General features: G+C 69.1%; 12 protein-coding genes and 1 pseudogene. 10 read left to right on the forward strand and 3 right to left on the reverse strand.

Going from position 1 to position 16563, the window contains the following annotated elements:
• Window positions 1-11: 11 nt before the first annotated feature.
• Entirely contained in the window at window positions 12-2411 is a 2400-nt protein-coding gene (locus tag ABE505_RS03900; RefSeq protein WP_346445007.1) for a catalase, read from the reverse strand.
• Between the two features lie 160 nt (window positions 2412-2571).
• Window positions 2572-5484, reverse strand: coding sequence for an EAL domain-containing protein (locus ABE505_RS03905; RefSeq protein WP_346445009.1), 2913 nt, complete (start codon window positions 5482-5484; stop codon window positions 2572-2574).
• Window positions 5485-5729: 245 nt separating this feature from the next.
• Here ABE505_RS03905 and ABE505_RS03910 point away from each other — a divergent pair, with 245 nt between their 5' ends.
• Window positions 5730-5996, forward strand: a complete 267-nt coding sequence (locus ABE505_RS03910; RefSeq protein ID WP_346445011.1) for a hypothetical protein — start codon at window positions 5730-5732, stop codon at window positions 5994-5996.
• Window positions 5997-6132: 136 nt separating this feature from the next.
• Here the strand turns inward: ABE505_RS03910 and ABE505_RS03915 are convergent.
• A pseudogene (locus ABE505_RS03915) lies at window positions 6133-6634 on the reverse strand (DNA-binding protein); the annotation flags it as partial.
• 170 nt (window positions 6635-6804) lie between these two features.
• Here ABE505_RS03915 and pyrH point away from each other — a divergent pair.
• From pyrH to fabZ, 9 genes are all read left to right on the forward strand, one after another.
• Window positions 6805-7530 (forward strand): UMP kinase, encoded by a 726-nt coding sequence (gene pyrH / locus ABE505_RS03920; RefSeq protein WP_183425800.1) that lies wholly within the window; start codon window positions 6805-6807, stop codon window positions 7528-7530.
• Window positions 7531-7619: 89 nt separating this feature from the next.
• On the forward strand, window positions 7620-8177 hold the full coding sequence (gene frr / locus ABE505_RS03925) for a ribosome recycling factor (RefSeq protein ID WP_346445013.1): 558 nt from the start codon (window positions 7620-7622) through the stop codon (window positions 8175-8177).
• 141 nt (window positions 8178-8318) lie between these two features.
• Complete coding sequence (gene uppS / locus ABE505_RS03930; protein WP_346445047.1) at window positions 8319-9056, forward strand: polyprenyl diphosphate synthase; 738 nt, start codon at window positions 8319-8321, stop codon at window positions 9054-9056.
• Window positions 9053-9892 (forward strand): phosphatidate cytidylyltransferase, encoded by an 840-nt coding sequence (locus ABE505_RS03935; protein ID WP_346445015.1) that lies wholly within the window; start codon window positions 9053-9055, stop codon window positions 9890-9892. The genes uppS and ABE505_RS03935 overlap by 4 nt, the downstream gene beginning before the upstream one ends.
• A gap of 40 nt (window positions 9893-9932) precedes the next feature.
• Window positions 9933-11111: a 1-deoxy-D-xylulose-5-phosphate reductoisomerase gene (dxr, locus tag ABE505_RS03940; protein WP_346445017.1), complete on the forward strand. Its 1179-nt coding sequence runs from the start codon at window positions 9933-9935 to the stop codon at window positions 11109-11111.
• Between the two features lie 9 nt (window positions 11112-11120).
• The gene (gene rseP, locus ABE505_RS03945) at window positions 11121-12485 is read left to right on the forward strand and encodes an RIP metalloprotease RseP (protein WP_346445019.1); all 1365 of its coding nucleotides are present in this window, start codon (window positions 11121-11123) and stop codon (window positions 12483-12485) included.
• A 65-nt stretch (window positions 12486-12550) separates the two neighbouring features.
• Window positions 12551-15070, forward strand: a complete 2520-nt coding sequence (bamA, locus tag ABE505_RS03950; protein ID WP_346445021.1) for an outer membrane protein assembly factor BamA — start codon at window positions 12551-12553, stop codon at window positions 15068-15070.
• 13 nt (window positions 15071-15083) lie between these two features.
• A complete protein-coding gene (gene lpxD / locus ABE505_RS03955; RefSeq protein WP_346445023.1) occupies window positions 15084-16109 on the forward strand; it encodes a UDP-3-O-(3-hydroxymyristoyl)glucosamine N-acyltransferase in 1026 nt (341 codons plus the stop codon).
• A complete protein-coding gene (gene fabZ, locus ABE505_RS03960; RefSeq protein WP_346445024.1) occupies window positions 16106-16561 on the forward strand; it encodes a 3-hydroxyacyl-ACP dehydratase FabZ in 456 nt (151 codons plus the stop codon). Before lpxD ends, fabZ begins: the two co-directional genes overlap by 4 nt.
• Window positions 16562-16563 lie beyond the last annotated feature (2 nt).

The following is a 16563-nucleotide window of genomic DNA, read 5'->3' on the forward strand; positions in this document are numbered from 1 at the left end:
GGGGCGTCCGCTCAGATCAACGGCGGGTCGCGTTCGCGATCGAAGTTGCGATGCTGCGCCAGTGCCTTGACGAAGCGTGCGATCGATGTCTTGCCGGCATCGCGCGCCACGATCAGCGCGGCGTCCTCGCCATCGAGCGCAATGCCCGCCGCCTCGAGCAGATCGGTTCCGTTGCCAAAGGCGAGAATCGCCTTGCAGTGGCGGAACTGGTCGCCGACGAACTCCACCGCGCGCCCGTCGCCGGCCAGGCGTGCGACCGCCTTGCCGCCCGGGATCGCGACCCCGTCGAACAGCACCGACGGTTCGTTCTCCAGCGAGGCGTCGGCATCCAGGCTGGCGCCGTCGGCGGCGGTGAACGCGCCCACGCGCGGACCGACCAACCGGCCGACCGCGCCTTCGGCCAGCAACGCCTTCTGCAATGCGGCGACCTGGTCGGCATCGCTGCCCTCACCGATCAGGATCGCGATCTTGCGGGTACGGATGCCCGCCTCGCCCGGCCGCGCCAGCATCGACAGCGCCGGTGACATCTCGACTTCGGGCGACGGCGGGTCGGGCAACACGCGCGGCATCGGCTCGGGCAGCGGCATGCCTAGGCCCTCTGCGACCCGGCCGGCGAGATCGTCGGAGACATTGCGCAGCATCGACACCACCCGCTCGCGGATTGCCGGCACCGTCACCTTCGACAACTCGAAGCGGAACGCGGCGACGATATGCGCCTGTTCGATCTTGGTCTGGCTGTTGTAGAACAACGTCGCCTGGTTGAAATGCTCGGCGAACCGCTCGGGCTTGCCGCGCACCTCATCCTGCTCGACGGGCTCTGGAAACGGCACGAAACCGGCCTTGCCCGCCTGGAACGGGCAACCGCCGCCGAGCGAGTTGGGTTCGTAGGCGACCCTGCCGCGATGGATCGCTTGCCGGTGCATGCCGTCGCGCTGGTTGTTGTGCACCGGTGCGATGGGCGCGTTGATCGGCAACTCGTGGAAGTTCGGGCCGCCGAGCCGCGAGATCTGGGTGTCGACGTAGGAATGGATGCGACCGGCGAGCAGCGGATCGTTGGTGAAGTCGATGCCCGGGACCACGTGCGCGGTACAGAACGCGACCTGCTCGGTCTCGGCGAAGAAATTGTCCGGATTGCGGTTGAGCACCAGACGGCCCAGCGGGGTCAGCGGCACCAGTTCCTCGGGCACGAGCTTGGTCGCGTCGAGCACGTCGAACGAGAAACGCTCGGCATCGTCTTCGGAGAACACCTGCACCGCCAGTTCCCACTCCGGATACGCGCCCGCCTCGATCGCATCCCACAGGTCGCGGCGATGGAAATCGGGATCACAGCCGGAGGTCTTGACCGCCTCGTCCCACAGCTGCGCGTGCGTGCCGAGCACGGGCGTCCAGTGAAACTTCACAAACGACGACACGCCCTCGGCGGTCACGAAGCGGAAGGTGTGCACACCGAAGCCCTGCATCATGCGATAGCTGCGCGGGATCGCCCGGTCCGACATCTGCCACAACAGCATGTGCGTGGACTCGGGCATCAGCGAGACGAAGTCCCAGTACGTGTCGTGTGCGGAGGCCGCCTGCGGCATCGCATGGTGCGGCTCGGGCTTGACCGCATGCACCAGGTCCGGAAACTTCATCGCATCCTGGATGAAGAACACCGGGATGTTGTTGCCGACCAGGTCCCAGTTGCCTTCGTCGGTGTAGAACTTCACCGCGAACCCACGCACGTCGCGCGCGGTGTCCTTCGAGCCCCGCTCGCCGGCCACGGTTGAAAAGCGCACGAACACCGGCGTGATCTTGCCCGCCTCCTGGAACGGCGCCGCACAGGTCAGCGACGGCACCGCGTCGTAGCATTCGAAGTAGCCATGCGCGCCGGACCCGCGCGCGTGCACGATGCGCTCGGGAATGCGCTCGTGATCGAAGTGGGTGATCTTCTCGCGGAGGATGAAGTCCTTGAGCAGCGCCGGGCCGCGCAGGCCCGCCTTGAGCGAGTCCTGGTTGTTGGCGACAGGCACGCCCTGATTGGTGGTCAGCCGCTGCCCGGCGGGGTCGACGCGGACGCGGTCGAGCGACTCGACGGTGGGATTGGCACCGGGCGCGGGCCGCGTGCCGACCTTCGCCGACGTATTGGACTCGCCCAGCGTGCTGGCCGTCGGCAGGTCCGAGGGCGGCGTCGCCTGCTGCCCGGCCGGTGGCGTGGTGGCGCGATCGCGGCCGTACTCGGACGCCTTGTTCTGGTTGTGGGTGAACGCGGCGGCAAGATGCTCGGTGTCGGCCGCCTGGCCGGCCTGCAGATCACCGGTACCGGGCGCGGGCGCCTTCGACGCGGCGCTGTCGGAAGCACGCGCGGCGGATGTCTGCTGCGCGGCGGCATTCGACGACGCGGACCGCTTGGGGGACTTTGGGGACTTGGCCATCTCGGTGCTGCTCCTGGGTCGCCGGGGATCCAAGCTCCGCACGCTAGAGCGGGCGATGTGCGCAAGCCGTGCACAGCGATCGCCGGCCCGCGACCGACCACGTCAGTTGTGCCGGCCATGCGCACAGGTTCCGCGCGCACGTCCGGCATACCGCCATTCGTCACCTTGCCTGCAACAGCGCGAGCGCATCCTCGAACGGCATGGGCCGCCCGAAGTGGTAGCCCTGCGCCTGATCACAGCCATGGGCGATCAGCCAGTCGCATTGCGCCGCGTCCTCGACGCCTTCGGCGATGATCGACAGCCCCAGGCCGTGGCCCAGGTCGATCAGTGCACGACAGATCGCTGCGCTGTGCACATCATGGGCGACGTCCCGGACAAAGACGCGATCGATCTTCAGCGCATCGAGCGGCAGATCGCGCAGGTACGCCATGCTGGAAAAGCCGGTGCCGAAATCGTCGATCGACAGACACACACCTTCGTCGCGCAGCCGGCCCATCTGTGCGCGCACCGCATCGGGATCGCGCAACAGCACACTCTCGGTCAGTTCGAGATGCAGGGCGCCTGGGCGGAGCGCCTGCGTCTGGCGCAGCGCGCGGATCGCCTCGACGGGCAGTCCGGCCTCGAACTGTACCGCCGAGACGTTCACCGCGATCGCGACCTCCGCCCCGGCCTCGGCCAGACGCTGACTCGCACGCGCGGCTTGATCGATGACCCAAGTGCCGATCGGCACGATCAGACCCGACTCCTCGCACAGCGGCACGAACTGCGCGGGCGGTACGAAACTGCCGTCGGCCTGGCGCCAGCGCAGCAGCGCCTCGAAGGCCACGATGCGGCCATCGTCCAGGCGTTGGATCGGCTGATAGAACAGCTCGAACTGCCGCAGGTCGAATGCCTTGCGCAGCCGCCTGAGCAGCGCCAACCGCTCGGCCGCCTGGGCGGCCATCTCCGTGTCGTAGCGGACCACCGCAGTCCGCCCGCGCCGTGCCTGGAACGCGGCCAGTGCGGCATGCGCGATCACGTGCTCGGCGCCGCCGTCCTCGCACGGTCCGTCGGCCAGCCCGATCCAGGCCTCGAGCGGGAACATGCCCGCGTCGGCTTCCACCGGCGACTGGCTGGCCGCGACCAGGTCCTCGACCAGCGCCGGCAGGTCCGCAGGATCGAACGCTGCAATCGCGAAAGTCTCGGGCGGCGCATGGCCGCCGAGTCCGTAACGCTCGGCGATCCGCGCAAAACGGCCGGCCGCTTCGCGCAGCACCGCCTCCCCCGTCCGGCGCCCCAGGGTGGGGGCGATCAGTTCCAGGTCGCGCAGTTGCACGTAGGCGACCGCGAACCCATCGCAGGGCTGCAACGCACACTGCGCGTCGATCTGCTGGGCCAGCGCGGCGAGCGTCAACATGCCGGTCGCCGGGTCGTGGCTGGCGCGCCAGGCAAGTTCGCGCTCGTAGGCCAGGCGCGCGCCGATATCCTCGGCCAGCACCAGCCGCGCGCGTCCGACCTCCATCTCGATGTCGCGGGCGTGGACGCGGGCCTGGATCCGTCGTCCATCCCGCGTGACCAGCGTCCAGGTCCGCTCGCTGCTGCCCTCGCCGCGACGCAGGATCACGTCGGTGCCGGCGTCGCGATCCTCAGGCGCGAGCAGATCGGTCACGCGCATGCCGACGAAGGTCTCGCGGCTGTAGCCGTACACCTCCATTGCCGCCTCGTTGACCGCGAGCACGTCCAGCGTGCCCACGTCGTAGAGCCAGGCCGGCAGCGGATTGCGCTCGAACAACTGGCGGAACTGCATCTCCGCACGCTCGATCCGCATCTGCGCATCGCGGCGCTCGGTGATGTCGATCACCGTCCCGGTCATCACCTCGCGACCGCCGTCGGACACGGTCGCCCCACTGCCCTTGAGCCAGCGGGTGCGCCCGTCGGGCAGCATCACCCGGTACTCCTGCTCATAAGGCTGGCGCCTGCGGCGCAGATCGCTGAACTGCTCGAACGCCCGCGCACGGTCGTCGGGATGCATGTGCTCGAAGAACGCCTCCAGCGCAATGGTGCCGCCTTCGGGCACAAGGCCGAACAGCGCCGCCATCTCATCGGTGACGCGTACCCGGTCGTCGCCGGCCTCGACCCGCCACACACCGATCTGCGAGGCCAACTGCGCCTGGCGCAGCCAGCGGGTCTGGGTCTCGATCTCGGCCAGCAGATCGGCCTGCGCACGTTCGTTGGCGCGCAGCCGGACCAGCACCGCGGCCAGGGCGATCCAGTACGCCACGACCAGCGCCAGCGCCGTCCCGACATAGACGCGCCAGGGCGCGAGCACCTCGCGCACGCTCAGCCCGCCACTGACCACAAGCGGATAGTCGCTGGTCCGGCTGAAGCCCATCGCCCGCTCGATGCGGTCGAGCTGACTGACCCGAAGAATGTTGAAGCGCGCGCCATGCAACGCCGCCGAGGCCGGCAATTCGACCTGCTGGCCGACCTGCGAGGGCCCACGCCCGAACCGCGACACCACCCAGCCATCGTGGGTGTAGATCACGATGCTGCCGAAGCGCCCGACATCGAAGCCTTCGGTCATCGCGTCGAACTCCCGGGTCAGCAGCCTGGCCGCCAACCAACGGCCATGGCCGTCGGGAAAGGCCAGCGGCAGCTCCCAGCCGGCATCGCCGTGCCGCAGCGCGCCCACGCGAAGCGCCGTCGCCCCGGACGCCGCCGTCTTCCAGACATGCAGCTCGGATGCGTCGGGACCTACCGAAAGCGCGCGCCCCTGCGCGTCGTAGAGCACGATCGAAGCGAGCTCGGCATGACGCGCGACGACGCCGGCTATCGCGTCCTGCGCTGACGCCGGCTCACCGCCGATTTCGGCTGCGATGCCGCCCAGGGCGCGCTCGATGTTGCGCAGTTCCAGATGCAGCAACCGGTCCACGCCGGTCGCCATCGTCAGGCTTTGGCGATCGGCGGCCTGCATGCGCGTCTGCCGGTCGAGCAGCAGCAACACGATCAGGCCGACGGTCATCGCCGCGCCCAGGGCGATGCCGATCGCGCGCACAGTCGCCACCGACGGCCGGCGCCTGCTGTCCCCTCTCATGGCCTGCTTCCTCGGCATCCCGGCTCCCCTGGCCTGGCCACGCGCTTGACCCCCTCCGACGGCAGCAGACGTCACCATGCGGCAGCCACTCACCATACGAGGATGGCCACAGTCACCGTGTGCGCCGCGTCACGCTCTTCGATACACAAAGCTACGCCCTGCGACACCCACGGACAAGCGATTCACGCCCCGCTCGCGCGCCGGCTGGCCACCATGGCGCTCCCCCGCCCTCCAGGAGCGCTGCCATGTCGCGCAAACCCGACACCGGCTCGGATGCCCATTCCGACCAGCCGCAGCAGGCCGACAATGTCGCCGTCAACGACCGGATCGCCGCCCGCGGCGCCGACTATGCGCACGACAACAACCCGTCGGCCGAGGGCAACGATCCAGCGCTGATCGCCGGTCCGAAGTTCGCCCGTCGGGTCAAGGCCGACGGCACGGTCGAAGCGGCATCGCCGGATGCCGACCGCCAGAGGTCCGACGACGACACGGGCGACACGGCGCCCGGCTGAGCCGGCCACACGGTCTCGCGCTGTGTCCGGCATGGCGCTGTGTGAGGCGGTCGGCACGGGCCGCGCCTTCGGGACGCCGGTCCGGATTCGCTGATGCGGTACCGCGACAACCGGTCGCCCGACATGGGATGCCCCCCTCATCCTGCGCGCGCGTTCGCGCGGCCTTCCGCGCAGCCGCCTTGCGACCGGCCGCCCCCTTAGGTCTTGGCGGCCTTCTTCGCCGCGGCCGAGCGGTCGGCCGCCGTGCGCTTGGACGCCGCCTTCTTGGCCTGGCTCGATAGCGCCTGCTTGCTGGCGACCTTCTTGGCCGGCGTCTTCTTGCTCGCGGTCTTGAGCGCCTGCTTGGCGCCGCGCGACCGGGCCGCCGAGGGCTGCGCATCAGTGCCGGCCTTGGCGGCGTCCTGTGCGGCTTTGGTCTTCGTCGCCTTGGACGCCGTCTTGCCCGGCTTGACATCGATCCCCGCGCGTCGCGCCTTCGACAGGCCGATCGCGATCGCTTGCCTGGTCGATTTGGCACCGTGCTTGCCCTGGCGGACGTGCGCGATCTCCTCGCGCACGAACTCACCGGCCTGGGTGCTGGCGGACTTGCCCGCCCGCTTGGCCCTTGCGGCCCGGGCGGTGGTTGTCTTCTCCGGCATGGCTCGCTCCCGCGATGGACGAGGGCTGCAATTAGCAAGTCATCGATCAAGCGTACGCGAACGATCCCTGCGGTTTCGCCCTGCCTTGCGCGAAAAATGCGGCACACGACGTGAGCGCGAATGGCGTCGATCTTCTAGAATTCACGCGCCCCCAACCTCCGGAGTCCGCCATGACCTCACCTCTCGCCTATCGCCGCGTCCTGCTCAAGCTGTCCGGCGAGGCGCTGATGGGGGACGAGGACTACGGCATCGACCCGAAGGTGATCGGCCGGTTGGCCGAAGAGGTCATCGAGGCGCAGAAGGCCGGCGCCGAACTCGGCCTGGTGATCGGCGGCGGCAATATCTTCCGCGGCGCCGGACTGGCCGCCGGCGGCATGGACCGGGTGACCGGCGACCAGATGGGCATGTTGGCCACGGTCATCAATGCGCTGGCGATGCAGGACGCGCTGGAAAAGCGCGGTGCGCGCGTGCGGGTGATGAGTGCGATCAAGATCAACGACGTCTGCGAGGACTACATCCGCCGCCGCGCGATCCGTCATCTGGAAAAGGGCCGGATCGGGATCTTCGCCGCAGGCGTCGGCACCCCGTTCTTCACCACCGACTCGGGCGCGGCGCTGCGCGCGATCGAGATCGGCGCCGACCTGTTGCTCAAGGCGACCAAGGTCGACGGCGTCTACGACGCCGACCCCAAGAAGGTGCCCGGCGCCAAGCGCTACGACCGCCTGACCTACGACGAGGTGCTGGGCCAGGGCCTGGAGGTCATGGACACCGCAGCCTTCGCGCTCGCCCGCGATTCCGACCTGCCGCTGCGCATCTTCGACATGGGCCAGCCCGGCGTGCTGCTGCGGATCCTGCGCGGCGAGCCGATCGGCACCCTCGTCCAGGGACGCGGCTGAACCCGCCAACAGGCACGGGGCGACCGCCGCCCCGCGCCAGTCCCGGCCGCTTATAATCCCCCGATTCAGCACACGGACCGGGGGCGCGCATGCTCAACGACATCAAGAAAGACACCCAGACCCGCATGGCCAAGAGCGTCGAGGCCCTGCGCCACGCCCTGGTCAAGGTCCGCACCGGCCGCGCCTCGACCGCACTGGTCGACCACCTGAAGGTCAATTACTACGGTTCGGACATGCCGCTGACGCAGGTCGCCAGCGTCACCGTGACCGACGCCCGCTCGCTGACCATCACCCCCTGGGAAAAGCAGATGGTGGGCGCTGTCGAGAAGGCGATCCTGGGTTCCGACCTCGGCCTGACCCCCAATACCGCCGGCACCACGATCCGCCTCAACATCCCGGCCTTGACCGAGGAGCGTCGCCGCGACCTGACCAAGCTCGTCCACGGCGAGGGCGAGGACGCCAAGGTCGCGATCCGCAACATCCGCCGGGACGCCAACCAGCAGGTCAAGGAATTGCTGAAGGAAAAGCTCGTCTCCGAGGACGACGTGCGCCGTAGCGAGGACGAGATCCAGAAGATCACCGACAAGGCGATCAAGGACGTCGACGACGTGGTCAAGGCCAAGGAACAGGAACTGATGGCGGTCTGAGGGCCCGTGATGGGTGATTCGCCCTTCGTGATTGGTCAACAGCCAGAACCAGAGCCAGAGGCCATTCCCTTGTCCGAACCCTCGCCCCCGCAGGACTCCGCCGTTCCCGATCACCCATCACCCAGCACCAATCCCGGCGATGTGCCTCGGCACGTGGCCATCATCATGGACGGCAACGGCCGCTGGGCGGCGCGCCGACGGCGCCCGCGCGCGATCGGGCACCGCGCCGGTGCGCGGACGGTCAACCTGTGCATCGACTTCTGCCTGGAACGCGGCATCGAGGCGTTGACGCTGTTCGCGTTTTCCAGCGAGAACTGGGGACGGCCCGAGGACGAAGTCGGGGCACTGATGAAGCTGTTTCTCGGCGCGCTCGATCGCGAGGTCGGCGAGCTGCACCGCCGTGGCGTGCGCCTGCGCTTCATCGGCGAACGCGCGCGTTTTGGCGAGGCGCTGGGGGCCCGCATGGCCGCGGCCGAGGCGCAGACCGCCGGCAACACGCGGCTGGCGCTGAACGTGGCGGCGAGCTACGGCGGCCGGCAGGACATCGCGATGGCGGCGCGCGCCCTGGCCCAGGACGTGGCCGCGGGTCGCCTGCGCCCGGAAGACATCGACGAGGCGGCGGTCGGCGCGCGGGTCGCCCTGGCCGACCTGCCGGCACCGGACCTGTTCATCCGCACCGGGGGCGATCTGCGCATCAGCAACTTCCTGCTGTGGCAGCTGGCCTACACCGAGCTGTGGTTCACGCCGACCCTATGGCCCGAACTGGGGGTGGCGGAACTCGAGCAGGCCCTGGCCGCCTACGGCTCGCGCGAGCGTCGATTCGGCCTGACCGGCGAGCAGATCGCCGCGACTGCGCCGCACAAGGAGAGCATCGAATGACAAGCACGCGCATCCTCGCCGCGCTGCTGATGGCCCCGACTGCCATCGCCGCCGTGCTGCTGCTCAACACCCCGTGGATGGCGGCGGTCTCGGCCATGGTCTTCCTCGCCGCGCTGTGGGAATGGCTGCGGCTGGCCGGCGTCGAGGACACGCTCGCGCGCACTGCGCTGCTGCTGCTGAACCTGCTGCTGATGGTCGCCATCGTCTGGGGATCGGCCACCGGCGGCGGCTCGCTGGTGCTGCTCAAGATGCTGGCCATGGTCGGCGTGCTCTGGTGGCTGGCGGCGGCGCTGTGGCTGCGCCACTACGATTTTGCCGCCGCCCCCGATGCCCGCGGGCGGATCCTCAAGCTCGCCGCCGGCACGCTGGCGGTGATCCCGGCCTGGGCGGCGCTGTGCGTGATCCATGCCAACGAGGGCGGCGAGCACGGCAACCGCTGGCTGCTGCTGGCGCTGGCGATCGTCTGGGCCACCGATACCGGCGCCTATTTCGCCGGCCGCCGCTTCGGGCGCCGCAAGCTGGCGCCGCGGATCAGCCCCAACAAGACCGTCGAAGGCCTGGCCGGCGGCATCGTTGCCGGCCTCGTCGTCGCGCTGGCTTTCGCGCCGCTGGCCGGCGCGCAGGTCGCACAGCTGCCGCTGGTCACCGTGGTCGCGGTGTTGACGGTGCTGGCCTCGGTGGTCGGCGACCTGTTCGAAAGCCTGCTCAAGCGTCAGGCCGGCGCCAAGGACTCGGGCACCCTGATTCCCGGCCACGGCGGTGTGCTCGACCGCATCGACAGCGTGCTCGCCGCGCTGCCGGTGTTCGCGTTCGGGCAGATCTGGCTGGGCTTTTGAACACGATGGCCGCCCCACTGCGCCGCCGGGCCGACGCCCGATGATCCGCCACGTCGCCGTGTTCGGCGCGACCGGCTCGATCGGCACGTCGGCGCTGGACGTCATCGCCCGACATCCGCAGCGCCTGCGCGCCAGCGTGCTCGCGGCCGGCAGCAACGTGTCTGCACTGATCGCGCTGTGCGTCGCGCATCGGCCCGACCACGCGGTGATCGCCGACCCGTCGGGCCTGGAGGCGCTGCGCACTGGGCTGCACGCGGCCGGCCTGGGCACGCAGGCCCACGCCGGCATGGCGGCGCTCGAAGCGCTCGCGGTCGACCGCCAAGCCTGCGACACGGTGGTCGCGGCGATCGTCGGCGCCGCCGGACTCGACTCCACGCTCGCCGCCTTGCGTGCCGGCAAGCGGGTCCTGCTGGCCAACAAGGAGTCGCTGGTGCTGGCCGGGGACCTGATGATGCGCGCCGCACGCGAGGCCGGCGCGACCATCGTGCCGATCGACAGCGAACACAACGCGATCCACCAGTGCCTGCCCGCCGACGGCGACCGCAGCGGCGTGGCGCGGATCGTGCTCACCGCGTCCGGCGGTCCATTCCGCGGCCGCAACCGGGCGGCGCTTGCCGAAGTGACCCCGGCCCAGGCGGTCGCCCACCCCAAGTGGTCGATGGGGCCGAAGATCTCGGTCGACTCGGCCACGCTGATGAACAAGGGGCTGGAGCTGATCGAGGCCCACCATCTGTTCGCCACGCCCTCCGAGCGCCTGGACGTGCTGGTGCACCCACAGAGCCTGGTGCACTCGCTGGTGGAGTTCATCGACGGTTCCACCCTCGCCCAGCTCGGATTGCCGGACATGCGCACCGCGCTCGCGGTCGGCCTGGGCAGCCCGGAGCGCATCGCCTCGGGCGTCTCAGGCCTGGACCTGCTGCAGCATGGCCGGCTCGACTTCGAGGCGCCCGACACCGACACCTTCCCCTGCCTGGCCCTGGCGCGCGCGGCGTTGATCGCCGGCGGCACCGCGCCAGCGTTGCTGAACGCGGCCAACGAAGTGGCGGTTTCAGCGTTTCTTCAGGGACGGATTCGTTTTCTAGCCATTCCGGCGCTGGTCGAGCATGCGCTCGCCGCGCTGCCCACCCTGCCCGCCGATTCGCTGGATGTGTTGCGCGATGCCGATGCGCAAGCCCGGCGCGCCGCTGGGCAGGCGATCGATTCCGGCGTGGTCCATTGAGCGTGCGCGATGTCTGAATTCCTCGGCTCGGTGTGGTGGCTGATCGTCAGCCTGGGCGTGCTCGTGACCTTTCACGAGTTCGGGCACTACTGGGTTGCGCGTCGCTGCGGGGTCAAGGTGCTGCGCTTTTCGATCGGCTTCGGGCGTCCGTTGTGGTCGCGCCGCGGACGCGACGGCACCGTGTACCAGATCGCGATGCTGCCGCTGGGCGGCTACGTCAAGATGCTCGACGAGCGCGAAGGCGCGGTGCCCGCCGACCAGGCCGCCCAGGCCTTCAACCGGGCCTCGGTGTGGAAGCGCATCGCGATCGTCGCCGCCGGCCCGCTGGCCAACTTGCTGCTGTGCGTGGCGCTGCTGTGGGCGATGTTCGTGATCGGACGGCCCGACTACGCGCCGGTGGTGGGCCAGAGCACGGGCATCGCCCAGGCGTCGGGCCTGCAGCCCGGCGATCGGGTCGACCAGGTCGGCAACCGGGCCACCCCGACTTGGTCTGAGGTCCACCAGGCACTGCTGCCGGCCGCACTCGACCATCGCGACATCGCACTGCGCGTCACCGATGCCGGCGACCGCCAGGTCGTGCGCGACCTGCGCCTGTCGCAATTGCCCGACGGCTTCGACCAGCGGCGCTTCATCCAGGCCATCGGCCTGCTGCCGCGGCACCTGCTGGTGCCGCCGCTGGTGGGACGGGTCGAGCCCGACAGCGCGGCCTGGGGCATCCTCGCCGAAGGCGACCGTGTGACTGCGGTCGACGGCAGCCCGGTGCGCGCATTCGAGGACATCGGCCCGCTGGTCCAGCGGTTGGGGGAGCGCGGCGGTGCGGCGATGGTCGAGGTCGCCCGCGACGGCGAGCGCCTGGCGCTGGAGATCACCCCCGGACGCATGGACCTGCCCGACGGCCGCGGCCAGTACTGGGCGCTGGGCATCGCGCCCCCGCGCAACCTGCCCATGCCCCCGAAGGATGCGATGCAGCGCTACGGTGTGCTCGCCGCCGCGCCGGTCGCGGTGCGCGAAGTCGGCCATCTGACCGGCCAGTTGGTCGGCATGATCGGGCGGGCGTTCTCCGGCCGGGTGGCCCTGGAGAACACCGTCGCCGGGCCGATCACCATTGCCCGGGCGGCCAATACCTACGCCCAGCAAGGCGCGGCCTGGTATCTGACGATCCTCGCCCTGCTGTCGCTCAGTCTTGCGATCCTGAACCTGCTCCCGATCCCCCTGCTGGATGGGGGCCACCTGTTGTATTACCTTATCGAGTTGGTCAAAGGCAGCCCCGTGAGCGAGCGCACGATGGTGGCCGGGCAGTACGTCGGCCTGGCCCTGCTGGCCAGCCTGATGGGCCTGGCGTTCTACAACGACATCCTGCAACTGGTGCGCTAGACAACCGCCCCGACCCGGTTTCCGTCGCCCTGCGCCGGACTCCCTCCCCTACCCGGACCCGAAGAATGACGCGTATCCCCGACCGCCGCCTGCTCGCCCTCGCCCTCGCCGCGGTGATCGCCGCTCCGGCCTGGGCCCAGACGACGGCCAACGCACCTGCCGCGCCCGCCGCGGCGCTGCCACCGCTCGCGCCGCCGGCTGCCAGCAGCTTCACCGTCAGCGACATCCGCGTCGACGGCCTGCAGCGCATCGGTGCCGGCACGGTGTTCACCTACCTGCCGATCGAGCGCGGCGACGCGGTCAACCAGACCCGCATCTCCGAGGCGGTCCGCGCGCTCTATCGCACCGGGTTCTTCGAGGACATCCAGGTCGCGCGCCAGGGCGACATCCTGGTGTTCACGGTCACCGAACGCCCGGCGATCAATCGGCTGACACTGACCGGCAACAAGGACATCAAGACCGAGGACCTGACCAAGGGCCTCAACGACATCGGTCTGTCGGAAGGCGAGACCTTCGACCGCCTCGATCTCGACCGCGTGACCCAGGAACTGGTCCGCCAGTACAACAACCGCGGCAAGTACAACGTCAAGATCACCCCGACCGTTTCGCGACTGGACCGCAACCGGGTCGACATCGCGATCAACATCGAGGAAGGCAAGGCGGCCAAGATCCGCCACATCAACATCATCGGCAACGAGGTCTACGACCTCGATACGCTGACCGACAACTGGGAGTCGGGCGAATCCAACTGGCTCAGCTGGTACCGCCGCGACGACCAGTACTCGCGCGAAAAGCTCGAGGGCGACCGCGAGAAGCTGCACAACTTCTACCTCGACCGTGGCTACATCGACTTCAGCGAAGACAGCATCCAGGTCGCGATCAGCCCCGACAAGGCCGACATGTTCATCACCGCCGGCATCACCGAAGGCGAGATCTACAAGGTGTCGGACGTGCAGATCACCGGCAACACGGTGCTGCCCAAGGAGGAGATCGAGAGCCGCGTCTTCGTCAAGAAGGACCAGGTGTTCTCGCGCGCGTTGCTCGAGCTGAGCTCCGATGCGATCACCGCCACGCTCGGCAACATCGGCTACGCGTTCGCGCAGGTCAATCCGATCCCCGAAGTCGATCGCGAGAACCGCACCGTGGCGATCAACCTGCAGGTCGTGCCCGGCCCGCGCGTGCAGGTGCGGCGCATCCAGTTCAAGGGCAACAGCCGCACCTCCGACGAGGTCATCCGCCGCGAGATGCGCCAGTTCGAGGGTAGCTGGTACTCGCAGGCCGCGATCGACCGCTCCAAGGTCCGACTCCAGCGCCTGGGCTACTTCGAATCGGGCAGCGTCAATGTCGAGACCCAGCCGGTGCCGGGCAGCAACGACCAGGTCGATGTGGTGTTCAGCATGACCGAGACCACGTCGGGCAGCTTCGTGTTCGGCCTGGGCTACTCCCAGCTGGCCGGCGTGACCACATCGGTCCAGCTGTCGCAGAACAACTTCCTGGGCAGCGGCAACAGGGTGTCGGTCGAGGCGCAGCGCAACACCTACTTGCAGCGCTACTCGTTCTCGTTCATGAATCCGTACTTCACCGACGGCGGCATGTCGCTGGGCTACAACCTGTGGTGGCGCGAGTTCGACAACTCCAAGTTCAACACCGCGCAGTACTCGTCGACCAGCGCCGCCGGCCAGGCCATCCTGGGCATCCCGCTGACCGAGAACGACTCGATCTCGCTGCTGTTCGGCGTCGACCGCAACCAGATCTTCGCCTGGCGCGGCTCCTCGCCCGACTCGATCGTCGACTACATCGAGGCGTTCGGCTCGCGCACCTTCCACGCCTGGCGCAGCGAACTGGCCTGGGCCCGCGATACCCGCAACGACTATCTGCAGCCCACCCGCGGCATGATGCAGCGCGTCTCGCTGGAGGCCACCCTGCCCGGCTCGACCGCCGAGTACTTCAAGCTCAACTACGAGATCTCCAAGTACTGGCCGCTCAGCCGCTATCTGGTGCTCAACACTCGTGCCGAGATCGGCTACGGCGACAGCTACGGCGACGACATCGTGCGCAACACCTGCTACGTCGCATCGACCGAGGCCAATCCCAATCCGACGCCGAGCTCGCCGTGCGAGCCGACCTCGCCCGATTACGTGCGCACGGTGACCGCCTCCGGCCTGCCGTTCTTCGAGAACTTCTACGCCGGTGGTGCACGCTCGGTGCGCGGCTTCCGCGACAACACCCTGGGCCCGCGCGAGACCGCGTTCGCCAGCAGCTACCGGCAGCCGATCGGCGGCGCGGTCAAGACCGTCGGTTCATTCGAGATGTTCTTTCCGCAGCTGATCAAGTCCCCGGCCGCGCGCATCTCGGCGTTCGTCGACTTCGGCAATGTGTTCCGCAACATCGATTCCTGGGATGCCAAGGAACTGCGCGCCTCGGCGGGCGTGGCGCTGATGTGGCGTGCGCCGGTCGGCCCGATTTCGATCAGCTACGCCTACCCATTGCGCAGCCAGAAGGAAGTCCGCGGCGGCTCGGGCGAGCTGATCCGTGGCGGCGACGAGCTCGAGCGCCTGCAGTTCACGTTCGGCGGCGCGTTCTGAGCCGCCTGGACCGATGACTGCCCATGCGCCCCTCACCGCCCGCGCGCTCGCCGACCGCTTCGCGCTGACCGTCCACGGCGATCCCGGCGTCGCCGTCGTCGGCGTCGCCACACTGTCGGCGGCCGGTCCCGACCAGCTCGCGTTCCTGTCCAACCCCCGCTACCGGCCGCAGCTCGCGCACACCGCGGCCGGCATCGTCGTGTTGCGCGAGGCCGATGCGGCGGAATTTGCGGGCACGGCGCTGATCGCGCGCGATCCCTACGTCGCTTACGCGAAGATCGCCGCGCTGTTCGCGCCGCGCGCCGATGCGCCTGCAGGCGTCCATCCTTCCGCCGTGGTCCATGCGACCGCGTCGGTCGATCCCACGGCGTCGATCGGCCCGATGACCACGATCGGCGCGCGCAGCGTGATCGCTGCCGGCGCGACCATCGGCCCGGGCTGCACGATCGGCGAGGACTGCGTGGTGGGTGAAGGTGCGCGGCTCGTCGCACGGGTGTCGCTGGTCAAGCGCGTCCGACTGGGCCAGCGTGTGACCGTCCATCCCGGCGCCGTGCTCGGCGCCGACGGCTTCGGCCTGGCGATGGAGGGCGGCCGCTGGCTCAATGTGCCTCAGCTCGGCGGCGTGGTGGTCGGCGACGACAGCGACATCGGCGCCAACACCACGATCGACTGCGGCGCCCTCGAGGACACGGTGATCGAGGAGGATGTGCGCTTGGACAACCTGATCCAGGTCGCGCACAACGTCCACATTGGTGCACATACCGCGATCGCCGGCTGTGTCGGCATCGCCGGCAGCACCCGTATCGGCCGCTACTGCATGCTGGCCGGCAAGGTCGGCGTGGCCGGCCATCTTGAAATCTGCGACAAGGTCGTCGTCCACGCGATGACGATGGTGTCGGCTTCGATCACCGAGCCGGGCGAGTACTCGTCCGGCATTCCTGCCCAGCCCACCCGGGAATGGCGCAAGAATGCCGTGCGGATCCGCCAGCTCGATTCGCTCGCCCGCCGCATCGGCGCGCGCGCAAAGGGGGATGAATGACGTTGGACCTGACGCTGCCGATCGACATCGGCGGCATCCGCAAGCTGCTGCCGCACCGCTACCCGTTCCTGCTCGTCGACCGCGTCGTCGAGTTCGAGTCGGGCAAGCGCGTGCTCTGCTACAAGAACGTCTCGGCCAACGAGCACTTCTTCCAGGGCCATTTCCCCGACCATCCGGTGATGCCGGGGGTGCTGGTGATCGAGGCGCTGGCGCAGGCCGGCGGCATCCTGAGCCACCTCAGTCGCGGCCGCACCTGCGAGGGCGCGCTGTCGTACCTGGTCAAGGTCGATGCGGCGAAGTTCTCGCGCATGGTCGTACCTGGCGACCGGCTGGAGCTGGAGGTGAGCATCAAGCGCGAGATCCGCAACATGACGCTCTACAGCGGCATCGCTCGCGTGGACGGCCACCAGGCCGCATGCGCGGACATCCTGTGCGCGGAAGTGAAGGACTGACG

The organism is Luteimonas sp. TWI382 (assembly GCF_039674545.1).
Taxonomy (GTDB): domain Bacteria; phylum Pseudomonadota; class Gammaproteobacteria; order Xanthomonadales; family Xanthomonadaceae; genus Luteimonas.

Excerpts from the sequence above, each read along its gene's own strand:
- ABE505_RS03900 (WP_346445007.1), bottom strand. The coding sequence starts at position 2,411 with ATGGCCAAGTCCCCAAAGTCCCCCAAGCGGTCCGCGTCGTCGAATGCC.
- ABE505_RS03905 (WP_346445009.1), bottom strand. The coding sequence starts at position 5,484 with ATGAGAGGGGACAGCAGGCGCCGGCCGTCGGTGGCGACTGTGCGCGCG.
- ABE505_RS03910 (WP_346445011.1), top strand. The coding sequence starts at position 5,730 with ATGTCGCGCAAACCCGACACCGGCTCGGATGCCCATTCCGACCAGCCG.
- pyrH (WP_183425800.1), top strand. The coding sequence starts at position 6,805 with ATGACCTCACCTCTCGCCTATCGCCGCGTCCTGCTCAAGCTGTCCGGC.
- frr (WP_346445013.1), top strand. The coding sequence starts at position 7,620 with ATGCTCAACGACATCAAGAAAGACACCCAGACCCGCATGGCCAAGAGC.
- ABE505_RS03935 (WP_346445015.1), top strand. The coding sequence starts at position 9,053 with ATGACAAGCACGCGCATCCTCGCCGCGCTGCTGATGGCCCCGACTGCC.
- dxr (WP_346445017.1), top strand. The coding sequence starts at position 9,933 with ATGATCCGCCACGTCGCCGTGTTCGGCGCGACCGGCTCGATCGGCACG.
- rseP (WP_346445019.1), top strand. The coding sequence starts at position 11,121 with ATGTCTGAATTCCTCGGCTCGGTGTGGTGGCTGATCGTCAGCCTGGGC.
- bamA (WP_346445021.1), top strand. The coding sequence starts at position 12,551 with ATGACGCGTATCCCCGACCGCCGCCTGCTCGCCCTCGCCCTCGCCGCG.
- lpxD (WP_346445023.1), top strand. The coding sequence starts at position 15,084 with ATGACTGCCCATGCGCCCCTCACCGCCCGCGCGCTCGCCGACCGCTTC.
- fabZ (WP_346445024.1), top strand. The coding sequence starts at position 16,106 with ATGACGTTGGACCTGACGCTGCCGATCGACATCGGCGGCATCCGCAAG.